This window comes from Dermatobacter hominis, assembly GCF_020715685.1.
In the GTDB taxonomy this organism is placed as follows: domain Bacteria; phylum Actinomycetota; class Acidimicrobiia; order Acidimicrobiales; family Microtrichaceae; genus Dermatobacter; species Dermatobacter hominis.
This window is the reverse complement of sequence record NZ_CP085840.1, coordinates 3,466,197-3,476,667: the sequence shown is the minus strand read 5'-3', so window position 1 is coordinate 3,476,667 and position 10,471 is coordinate 3,466,197. Positions and strand designations below refer to the sequence as shown.

The 10,471-nt window shown below is 72.4% G+C and carries 10 protein-coding genes, 1 tRNA gene and 1 pseudogene; 3 read left to right on the top strand and 9 right to left on the bottom strand.

All coding sequences use genetic code 11. The features are described 5' to 3' along the window. Positions 1 to 158 precede the first annotated feature (158 nt). The 8 genes and pseudogenes from LH044_RS16325 to LH044_RS16290 all read right to left on the bottom strand — a co-directional run bounded on the left by LH044_RS16325 (position 159) and on the right by LH044_RS16290 (position 4,652). Positions 159 to 1,031 (bottom strand): IS3 family transposase, encoded by an 873-nt coding sequence (locus LH044_RS16325; RefSeq protein ID WP_227756648.1) that lies wholly within the window; start codon positions 1,029 to 1,031, stop codon positions 159 to 161. Further along, positions 1,028 to 1,309: pseudogene (locus LH044_RS16320) on the bottom strand (transposase); the annotation flags it as partial. The pseudogene LH044_RS16320 and the gene LH044_RS16325, both read right to left, overlap by 4 nt. Positions 1,310 to 1,505: 196 nt before the next feature. Next, positions 1,506 to 1,582, bottom strand: a tRNA-Met gene (locus LH044_RS16315). 60 nt (positions 1,583 to 1,642) lie between these two features. Further along, positions 1,643 to 1,915: a hypothetical protein gene (locus tag LH044_RS16310; RefSeq protein ID WP_227756647.1), complete on the bottom strand. Its 273-nt coding sequence runs from the start codon at positions 1,913 to 1,915 to the stop codon at positions 1,643 to 1,645. Positions 1,916 to 1,927: 12 nt separating this feature from the next. Then, entirely contained in the window at positions 1,928 to 2,815 is an 888-nt protein-coding gene (locus tag LH044_RS16305; protein WP_227756646.1) for an alpha/beta fold hydrolase, read from the bottom strand. A gap of 121 nt (positions 2,816 to 2,936) precedes the next feature. Continuing rightward, the gene (locus LH044_RS16300; protein ID WP_227756645.1) at positions 2,937 to 3,380 is read right to left on the bottom strand and encodes an SHOCT domain-containing protein; all 444 of its coding nucleotides are present in this window, start codon (positions 3,378 to 3,380) and stop codon (positions 2,937 to 2,939) included. Between the two features lie 9 nt (positions 3,381 to 3,389). After that, entirely contained in the window at positions 3,390 to 3,803 is a 414-nt protein-coding gene (locus tag LH044_RS16295; RefSeq protein ID WP_227756644.1) for a hypothetical protein, read from the bottom strand. Positions 3,804 to 3,890: 87 nt separating this feature from the next. Next, on the bottom strand, positions 3,891 to 4,652 hold the full coding sequence (locus LH044_RS16290) for a hypothetical protein (protein ID WP_227756643.1): 762 nt from the start codon (positions 4,650 to 4,652) through the stop codon (positions 3,891 to 3,893). Positions 4,653 to 4,901: 249 nt separating this feature from the next. Between LH044_RS16290 and LH044_RS16285 the strand changes: the two genes are divergently transcribed. Both LH044_RS16285 and LH044_RS16280 read left to right on the top strand, forming a co-directional pair. Beyond that, positions 4,902 to 5,297 carry an SHOCT domain-containing protein gene (locus tag LH044_RS16285; RefSeq protein ID WP_227756642.1) on the top strand — a complete coding sequence of 132 codons (396 nt, stop codon included), beginning with the start codon at positions 4,902 to 4,904 and terminating at the stop codon, positions 5,295 to 5,297. A 177-nt stretch (positions 5,298 to 5,474) separates the two neighbouring features. Further along, a complete protein-coding gene (locus LH044_RS16280) occupies positions 5,475 to 8,168 on the top strand; it encodes a glycosyltransferase (RefSeq protein WP_227756641.1) in 2,694 nt (897 codons plus the stop codon). A gap of 103 nt (positions 8,169 to 8,271) precedes the next feature. On the opposite strand, the gene LH044_RS16275 is transcribed toward LH044_RS16280, so the two are convergent. Beyond that, positions 8,272 to 9,288 (bottom strand): hydroxyacid dehydrogenase, encoded by a 1,017-nt coding sequence (locus tag LH044_RS16275; RefSeq protein WP_227756640.1) that lies wholly within the window; start codon positions 9,286 to 9,288, stop codon positions 8,272 to 8,274. A gap of 90 nt (positions 9,289 to 9,378) precedes the next feature. Between LH044_RS16275 and LH044_RS16270 the strand changes: the two genes are divergently transcribed. Next, positions 9,379 to 10,440, top strand: coding sequence for an NAD(P)H-dependent amine dehydrogenase family protein (locus tag LH044_RS16270; protein ID WP_227756639.1), 1,062 nt, complete (start codon positions 9,379 to 9,381; stop codon positions 10,438 to 10,440). The last annotated feature ends 31 nt before the right edge of the window (positions 10,441 to 10,471 follow it).

Sequence of the window (10,471 nt, the reverse complement as noted above, 5' to 3'; positions counted from 1 at the left end):
CGGTCGCAGCTACGCGAAACCCCATGCTCCCTGCCCTCCCCGGCAACAGCCAGGCGGAACATAACCGGGCAACAGTCCGCGATCAAGGTTCAACGGCTCACCACAAGACGGGTCGTGGTGGAGTTGCCACGATCTCGTGGACACGTGGTTGTGACAGATCAGGCTGCTCGGGTCGCAGCGTAGGTCTCGGCGGGGGTGCGGTCTCCGAGGCGCTGCTGGTGGCGTGAGCGGTTGTAGAAGACCTCGATGTAGTCGAAGAGGATCGTGCGCAGCTGGGATCGGGTGAGCTCTTCCCATGCGCCGTGGAGGTGGCGGATCTCCCGCTTGAGTGTCGCCCAGAACGATTCCATCGCGGCGTTGTCGAAGCAGTCGCCGACGGATCCGTGGCTCGCTCGAAGGCCCCAGTCCGCGAGGCGGTTGGTGAACTCGACCGAGGTGTATTGGCATCCGTGATCGGCGTGGTGCAGCAGCTCGTCGGAGGGTTCACGTCGGCCGAGGGCCATGACGAGTGCGGCGACGACGAGGTCGGTGGTCTGGCGTTCGCTCATCGACCAGCCGACGACGGTCTTGTCGTGGAGGTCCAAGATGCCGGCGAGGTAGAGCTTGCCGTCGCAGCAGCGGAACTCGCTGATGTCGGCGACCCAGCGCAGATCGGAGGCGGGGGCGGTGAAGTCGCGTTGCAGCAGGTCCTGCGAGGTGACCGTCTCGGGGTGGGTGCCGCGCCGCCAGCGGCGTCGACCATGCACGCCGACGAGGCCGTTGGCTGCCATGAGCCGAGCGACACGATGTCGCGACACGTGGATGCCGTTGCGGCGCAGTTGCCCGCACACGCGTGGCGCCCCGTAGGTTCCGCGAGACGTCGTGTGGATCGCGCGGATCTCGGTGAGCAGCTCGGCGTTCGCGACCGCTCGAGGTGACGGCTCGCGGGTCGACCAGGCGTAGAAGCCCGACCGGGCCACCCCGGCGACACGGCACAGATCAGAGATGCGGTACTCGGCTTGGTGCTCGTCGACGAACCGGAAGCCGGTCACCGGTTCGTCTCCCTGGCGAAAAACGCTGCGGCCTTCCGCAGGATCTCCATGTCCAGGCGCTGCTGGGCGTTCTCCTTGCGGAGACGCTTCAGCTCCTCGCGTTCGGACTCGCTCAGCGCGTCCGGGTCGGCGTGGCGTTCGCAGGCCTCGCGGTCGGCCTTCACCCAGTTCCACAAGGTGCCCTCGGCGATATCGAGCGACCGGGCCACCTCCGCAACCGGTCGTCCCGAGCTACGAACGAGCTCGATGGCCTCCCGACGGAACTCGGTCGGGTACTTCGCTGGACGACCCTTCCGGGCCTCCCTCCTCTGGGGTCCTCCCCAGAATCAGGTGTCCATCAGATCGTGGCAACTCCGGAAGCCCCGCGACACGATTCGGCGCAAATGGAAGAAAAAATGGAAGAAAACGGCCGCTCGCGACACCCCCTGAACCCGAACGGCAGGCCCGGAGGCCTGCCGTTGCAAGGGTTTTCGATGGTGGCGGGGGCAGGATTTGAACCTGCGACCTTCGGGTTATGAGCCCGACGAGCTACCGAACTGCTCCACCCCGCGGCGTGCCGGTCACGATAGTGCGGCGGATCGGAGCGCGGCCAGTCGGATCCGCGCCGGCCGTCAACCTTCCTGAGGGAGCTCGCGCCACCGGTAGACCTGGCCGTCCCGCAGCTCGGCCGACTCCGGCGCGTCGAGCTCTGCCCGACCGTCGAGCAGCTCGAGCACCTTCGTCCGGCCCCGGATCGTACCGCCCTCCGGCGTCGTCCAGTGCAGGTACGGGTGCAACGCAAGTCGGAGGAGGTCCCGCTCGCCCGCTCGGAACAGGGTGAGCACGGACTCGACCGCGAACTCCCGCTCCTGCACGGGGTCGGGTGTCGGCGACGGCTCGACCACGGTCCGGCTCGCTCAGCGCCGGACCGGGACGGAGTGCTCCCAGTCCGCGAGCAGCGCCCGCAGCGCGGTCAGGAGGATCAGGGGCTGGTCCAGCATCATGTGGTGCCCGGAGAGCGGCAGCTCGACGACGGGTGCGACCCGTCCGAGGTTGTCGTAGATGATCTGGCCGATCTCGGGCGTGACCAGTCCGAACTCGGACCGCAGCAGTGCGACCCGGGTCCCGATCTTCGGCAGCTGCTCCGCCGCGGCGTTGCGACTGATCGCCTTGAAGAGCATCGGGTCGAACTTCCACTCCCACTCGTCGCCCACCTGGCGGAGCGAGTGTCGCGACACGTAGTCGAGGATGAACGGGTCGTAGTGGTCCTGGGCAGGGACGGTGCGGAACCGGCTGATCGCCACGTCCATCGACGGGTACCGCTTGGGGACGCCGAAGGCGGCGCCGATCCGGGCGGCCTCGACCTCGGGGTCGTCCTCGACCATCGGTGAGTCGAGCACGATCGTCCCGGCGACGCGGTCCCCGCCGGCGACGGCGGTCGCCACGGCCACGAACCCGCCCATCGAGTGGCCGACCACCACCGGCGGCCCGTCGGCCTCGACCGACTCCCCCGCGGCCAGCACCTCGTTCGCCCACGAGCCGACCTCGTACTCGGGTCGGCGCCCGCTGTCGCCGTGACCCGACAGGTCGAGGGCGACGACGCGGTAGTCGCCGATCAGCGGCGCGATCGGCGACCACCACCGGGCGTGCGCGGCGCCGCCGTGGACCAACACGATCCCCGGCTTGCCGGGTTCGCCCCACACCAGCAGGTTGATCTCGCAGCCGTCGACCTGGACGGTCCGCTGCTCGGGCTCGATGCCGAGCGAGCGACGGAGCCAGTCCGGGGGCTCGCCGAGGTCAGCCATGCCCGCAACCTACCGCCGGACCCGATGGGACCACGCCGACGGTCCACGGCGAACTCGGGGATCGACCGCTGGGCGTCGGGTGAAGCCGGCACGGCCGGCGCCGCCGGTCAGGCCAGGCCGGTCAGGCCGGGTCGGCCCGCGGCGGCACCTCGTCGGACGGCACGTCGCCGGCGCGCACCTCGGCCGTCGGCGCCTCGCCCGGCGCGATCGGAGCGGCGGTCGCGACCGGGGCGGCGGGCGCCTCGATCGGACCGGTCTCGGTCGCGTCGACGACCGTCGCTCCGGCGGGCGGCGTCGAGAGGGTGCCGTCGACCGGCGGCGAGGGCACGGTGCCGTCGAGCAGCGCCCGGCGCCGCACGTACTCGTCCGCGTCGACCTCGCCGCGGGCGAAGCGCTCGTCGAGGATCGTCCGAGCGCTGGCCGAGGCGACCGGGCCGCTCGCCACGCCGCCGACCACCGCGGGCTCCTGCCGGGACCGGGCCAGCTCCCACACGCCGTAGGCGATCAACGCCACCACCGCGAGAGGGATCAACACGCCGAAGATGAACACGCCTGGTGCGAACATCGCTCCTCCTCAGATCCCGCCGGCGCCGGGCGCCGTGGTCGTCGTGCTCGTGGACGTCGTCGTGCTCGACGTCGAGTCGCCGCCGTCCGAGCCGCCGCGGTCCGACCCGTCGGGTCGGGACTGCGCGCCGCCGTCCTGCTGGCGGGGCCCGCGTCCCGGTTTGTCGGGCACGGCCGGCCGGGACTCGCGGTCGCCACCCCGAGGACCGTCGTCATCGCCGTCCTGGCGGCCCGGGGCGCCGGGGAACCGCCGGGCCCCGTCGTCGAGGCGCTCCTCGATGCGCTCGAGACCTGGCCGGTCCCACCGGTGGTGGCGACGATCGACCGCGATCAGCCCCACGATGCTCACGACCACCAGCACGCCGGCGGCGACGAACGAGATGATCGCCCGTCGCCGTGCGGCCTTCCGACCCGCTTCATCCATGCCCCAGAGGGTGGAGGGGAAGGGTGAGAGGAGGGTGAGAGCCGGTTGAGAACGGCGTGCGACGCCGCCGTCCCGGCGGACGCCGGTCTACGACCCGGAGGACGAGGAGGTCCGGGGCGACGCCTTCTTGGTGGCGCGCTTCTTGGCCGGCGCCTTCTTGGTGGCGCGCTTCGTGGCCGACGCCTTCTTCGCTGCCCGCTTCTTGGCCGGCGCCTTCTTCGCCGGCGCCTTCTTGGCCGCGGCCTTCTTCGTCGCCCGCTTCTTGGCGGGCTGCTTCGCCGCCGCCTTCTTCGGGGAGGCGGGCGAGCCGCCCGTCGACGGCGTCGGGGCCTGCGGGGTGGCGGGTGCCGTCCTCGCCGTGGAGGTGCGACCCGTCGGCAGCGGTGATGCCTCGCGCACCGCGCCGACGGCGGACGACGCCACGTCGACCGCCGAGCTCGCCGCATCCCTCGCCGTCGAGGCCGCGCTGGCCGCCGCACCCGAGGCGGTCGACGCCGCCCGGTTGGCAGCATCGCCGGCGCGGTCCGCGGCGCGACTCGCCGCCTTGCGGCCCTGCCCCGCCGCCTTGCGGCCCTGACCCGCGGCGCGCTTGGCGGGCTTGGTGACCGTCCCGAGCAGATCGCTCACCTGCGACTCGAACCGGCTGCGCTGCTCGTCGGCCTGCGTGCGCACGTCATCGATCTGCTCGGTCACCCAGGACACCAGGTCCTCGACGAGCTGTTGCAGGTTCTCGATCGATCCGGCCACGAGGTCCTCGGCGCTGCGGGCGCCGTCGCGGGCCTCGGACACCAGCCGCTCGAGCTCGGCGGTCGCCCGGTCGACGAACTGGTTCGGCTGCAGTTCCGGCATCTGGGCACCTCGTGGGTCGAGCCCCGGACTCTCAGGGCGGCGAGCCTCGATTCTCCCCCGCGCGCACCCGCCTGCGAAAGGACCGACCCGAGGTGTGTCGCACGCACCGGACGCGGTGCCGTGGCGCTCGACGACCGGACGGCCCGCGGGTCCCGATCATCCAGGGTCGCGCTCGTCGGTCACGCTACGGTGACCCAGGCAGTGTGAGCGGGTCCGCGACGTTCGTGGCACCCATCGAAGGAGCGAACGATGATCCTGGCCGACGTGAACCTGGGCGAGATCCTGTGGACCACCCTGGTCATCTTCTTCATGATCATGTACTTCATGATCCTCTTCAGCATCCTGGGGGATCTGTTCCGGGATCACGAGGAGAGCGGCTGGGCCAAGGCGGTGTGGGTGATCTTCCTGATCATCTTCCCGTTCCTCACCGCGCTGATCTACCTGATCGTGCGGGGCAACGGCATGGCCAAGCGCAACCTCAAGGCGCAGGCCGACGCCCAGCAGCAGTTCAACGACTACGTCCAGCAGGTCGCCGGCAGCGGCGGGTCACCAGCGGACCAGATCGCGCAGGCCAAGCAGCTGCTCGACTCGGGCGCGATCGACCAGGCCGAGTACGACGCGCTCAAGGCGAAGGCGCTCGGCTGACGCGTCGTCGCTGACATCTCGTCGACGGAGGGGCCGGCCTGCGGGTCGGCCCCTCCGTCGCGTCCGGGGCCGGATCTCCGCGCCCCGCGCGGCCGAGTTCGCGCGACATCCGAGCACCGCCACGGTCGTCCCACCGGCGTCGGAACGCGAGTGGGGGGACGGGGTACGGTCGGCGCGATGCTGCACGGGACCGAGGGACCAGTCACCGCCGCGGGCCTGGCGAGCTGGCTGCGCGGCTTCGCCGTCGAGCGGGTCGAGGACCTCGTCGCGGACCACGCCCCCGGCTGGCGGCTGCCGGCGACGTTCGGCGGCCACCGGGTCGAGCCCGACGTCGCCGCCGACCTCGCCTACACCCTCGGCCACCTCCACGCCGGCGGCGTCGAGGCGATCGCCGGGACGCCGCTCACCGATGCCGTGCGCACGGTGCTGTCGAGGATCGACGGCACCCGCACCCACACGTTCTTCTCCTACCGGGTCGCCGAGACGCTGCTGCGATGGGGGCCGACCTTCGACGGCAACCCCCTCCTCGACGGCCTGACCGACGCCGAGGTCGAGCAGGTCCGCATCGCCTGCGACTCGTCGGAGTGGCTGCCGCTCCTCGACGAGTCGATCCTGCCGCTCAACTACGCCGGCGTCCTGGCCCGGTGCGAGTCGGCGCGGCTGCGCCTCGGGCTCCCGGTGGACGAAGCGGTGGTGGACGACCTCGTCGAACGGGCGCGGACGGTGCTGTCGTCCAACCCCGGGCACTACCTCGACGACTCGAACCACCACGTCGGCCGGTTCGACATCTACTCGGCCGACGTGTGGCTGTTCACCCAGCCGTTCGCCGACCGGCTCGGCGAGCTGTGGGACGAGGGCATGGCCACCGCGCTCGCGCTCGTCGAGCGGGTCATGGCCGACGACGGGAGCGCCGTCACGTGGGGTCGGTCGACCGGCCCGCTCGCGGGGGCCCTGACGATCGAGCTCGGCGCGCTGGCCGTGGCCCGGCGCCTCGGCGACGACGCCTCGACCTGGCTGGGGCGGGCCGCGCTCGCCTCGTCGGGGATGCCCGGCTGGTTCGACGGCGGCGTGGTCAACGCGCACCAGCACCGGGACGCCGACGGGTACCGGGGCCCGTTCCGCCGGCTGCAGCTGACGCTCGACCTCCTCGGCAAGCTGGCGTGGGCCGCCAACGAGCTCGACCGCGCCGACCCCGCGCTCACGGCCGCCGTCGATGGCGAGGTGCTCGCCCCGCGGGACGAGCTGATCCCCTTCGACAGCGACCGTCCAGCATCGGTGTGGACCCACCGTGGTCCGACCGGCGGCCTCGTCGTCCCGTTCGTCGGCGCCAGCCGGAGCGACTACCTGGCCGCCCCGAGGGCGCCGGGCCGGTTCGAGGTCCCGGTCGACTCGGACCTCGCCGCCTGGTTGCCGGTGCTGTGGCACGGCGACCGCCGGGCGGTGCCGTCAGGGGTGCCGGCCTCGGTCGAGCACCGGCCCGGCGGCGTGCGGGCCACGTGGGGGACCTTCACCTTCGGCGCCGAGATGGACCCGCCGGCCGAGCCGTACACCTCGCCCGGGTCCGCCACCGTCGACTACTCGGTCAGCGGGCGGACGGTGAACGCCCGCTGGACGGTCACGGCCGAGCGGGCACCCGATGCCGTCTCGCTCGTCGTCCCGGAGCGACCCGACCAACCGCTGCGCGTCACCGTGCACGGCGAGGCGGGCACGCACGTCCACGTCGACGAGGTCGACGTGAGCGGCATCGCCGAGTGGCGCAGCCACTGGTCGTCGTTCTCGACCGTGCACGAGGTCGAGGTCGAACCCGAGCCGGTCGGCGACGGCTCGATCCGCGCCGAGGTGTCGCTGACCGTCACGCCGCAGCTGCGGGTCGCGTCGACCGCCTTCGGCCACCACTACGACCGCAGCCTCTACGGGCCGCTCACCGGGCTGGTGCGCGAGGTCGCCTGCCCCTGGGGTCCGCTCGGCGACGCCACCGTCGACGCCGGCGCCGTCGACCTCCTCCACCTCCACTGGCCGGAGTGGTTGGCGTTCGACGACCTCCCCACCCACCTCTCGATCGTCGAGGAGGTCAAGGGCCGCCGCATCCCCGTCGTGTGGACGGCGCACAACCTGACCCCGCACGAGAAGCGGCCCGACGCCTTCGACCCGATCTACGAGCTGTGGGCCACCAGCTCCGATGCGATCATCCACCACAGCCACGGCGGGATGGAGCGGTTCCGCAGCCGCTACCCGTCGGCCGACGGGGCCCTCCACGCCGTCATCCCCCATGGCCACTTCGGCGACCTCTGGGCCGACCACCCCGGCACCGACCGCGACGACGCCGAGCGCGCGCTCGGCCTGACGCCGTGTGACCTCCGCATCGGCATCGTCGGGGCCCCCCGCCGGGAGAAGCTCGTCGTCGAGTTCCTCCGCGGCGTCGCCGCCAGCTCCCGCGACGACATCCAGGTGGCGTGCTGGTCGCTCGCCGACACCGACGAGGTGCCCCACGACCCCCGCATCGTGGTGGCCGAGCCGTACGAGATGACCGACAGCGCCGCTTACGCGCAGCGGCTCGCCGTGTGCGACCTGCTGGCGATGCCGTTCGACCCCGAGGGCGAGATGCTCGCCACCGGCACGGTCTTCGACGCCGTCGGGCTCGGCATGCCGGTGCTGCGCTCGGACTGGAGCTTCCTCGTCGAGGTGCTCGGCGACGCCGGCATCGACGTCGGCCACACCGCGGACTCGGTCGCCGCCGCGCTCGACGCGCTCGACCCCGAGGCGGTGCGCTCCGCCCGGCGGGCGGCGGTCGTCCGCCGCGACGAGCTGGCGTGGGACCTCATCTCGGCCCGGACCCTCGCCCTCTTCGAGGACGTCCTCGCCGGCCGCTGACCCACCCGCACTGCTCCCCGGCCCGCTTTGTTCCACCTTTTCGACGTTGCCGCGTCGAAAAGGTGGAACAGAGCGGGCGGGCGGGTGGCGCGACCCGGGCGGGTCAGGCGATGCGGTCCAGGTCGGCCGCGACGACCGGGTAGCGCGCCGGCTCGCCCCGCGACCACCGCTCGACCTCCTCGACGGCCAGCTCGGCCAGTCGCACCATCTCGGTGCCGGCGGCGCCGGCGACGTGCGGGGTGAGGAACACGTTGGGCAGCGTCCGCAGGGGCGAGTCGGCCGGGGTCGGCTCCACCGCGGTCACGTCGAGCACGGCCGCGATCCGTCCGGTCGACAGCTCGGCGACCAGCGCGTCCTCGTCGATCAGACCGCCGCGGGCCGTGTTCACCAACGTGGCGCCGTCGGGCATGGCCGTCAGCTGCGCCGCGCCGATCATCCCCTTGGTGGCCTCGACCTCCGGGGCATGGAGGCTGAGCAGCTCCGCCCACGCGCACAGCTCGTCGAGCTCCATGCGGGCGACGCCGAGCGAGCGGGCGTCCTCGTCGGACAGGTACGGGTCGGCCACGGCGAGCTCGAGGTCGTAGGGCTGCAGCAGCTCGATGACGATGCGACCGACGTGCGACGCGCCGACCAGGCCGACGCGCCGGCCGACGTTGCCGATGCGGGTCGGGTCGATCGGCACCAACGCCTCGGGGTCGCGCTCCCGCGCCGCGAACGAGAAGACGCCCTTGTTGGCGAACAGGATCGCCGCCACCGTGTACTCGGCCACGGGCACGGCGTTGGCGGCCGCCGCCGAGGTCACCCGGACGTCGCGCTCCCACACCGCGTCGGTCACCTGCCACTTCACCGTCCCGGCGGCGTACGCGAACAGCTGCAGCCGGGGCGCGGCGGCCATGACCTCCTCGGTCAACGTCGGGCAGCCCCAGTGGCCGACCAGCACGTCGGCGCGGGCGAGCAGGTCGAGCGACTCGGGCGATGACAGGTCGTCCAGCGGCTCGCCCCCGTTGAGGACCTCGCCGACCGCGTCGAGCCGGGCCCGCTGCTCCGGGGTGAAGGCGTAGTCGAGGAGCCCCGGCATCATCGCCAGGAGGATCGTCGGTCGGTCAGCGGCGTCGCCCATCACCGCATGATGGCAGCCCGGTAGGTTGCGGCCGCGACGATCGCCGACGAAGTGAGCGGCCGGCGACCGCACCGACGACAGGGGGATCTGATGACGTACCGGGTGATCCAGTGGAGCACGGGCAACGTGGGGCGCCACGCGACCCGCCTCATCGCCCGCCACCCCGACCTCGAGCTCGTCGGCCTGTGGGTCAGCAGCCCCGACAAGGCGGGCCGCGACGCCGGCGAGATCGTCGGGATCGACCCGCTCGGGGTCACGGCGACGAGCGACGTCGACGAGCTGCTCGCGCTCGGCGCCGACTGCGTCTGCTACACCGCCACCGCCGACCTCCGCCCCACCGAGGCGATCGACGACATGGCCCGCATCCTCGCCTCCGGTGCCAACGTCGTGTCGTCGTCGGTCGTGCCGCTGCTGTTCCCCGACCACGTCGACCCGATGATGCGGGCGCCGCTCGAGGACGCCTGCACGACCGGCGGCACGTCGTGCTTCACCTCGGGCATCGACCCAGGCTTCGCCAACGACCTCCTGCCGCTGGTGCTGACCGGCACCGCCGAGTACGTCGACTCGGTTCGGATGATGGAGATCGTCAACTACGCCACGTACGCCCAGCCCCAGGTGCTGTTCGAGACGATGGGCTTCGGTCAGCCGCTCGACGCCACGCCCCTGATCCTCATCCCCGGCGTGCTCGGCTTCGCCTGGGGCGGCGTGGTCAAGGCCATCGCCGGCGGCCTGGGCGTCGAGGTGACCGAGCTGCGCGAGGTCAGCGAGCGGGTCCCGACGCCGGTCGACATCGACCTCGGCTTCGGCGTGGTCGAGGCCGGCACGACGGGAGCCCTGCGGTTCGAGATCCAGGGGATCGTCGACGGCGAGCCCAGGATCGTGGTCGAGCACGTCACCCGGCTCGACGACGAGCTCGCCCCGGAGTGGCCCAGGGCCCGCGGCCACGACGGCTACCGCGTCGAGATCACCGGGAACCCGAGCTACACGCTCGACCTGCAGATGATGGGCGACGACGGCGACCCGAACACCGCCGGGCTCGCCGGCACCGCCGGTCGGATCGTCAACGCGATCCCCGCCGTCTGCGAGGCCCGGCCGGGGCTGCTGTCGGTGCTCGACCTGCCGCTGATCACCGGCACGGGCCTGATGCGCTGAGCGGACCCGGCGCCGGCCTCGGGGAGTCCGG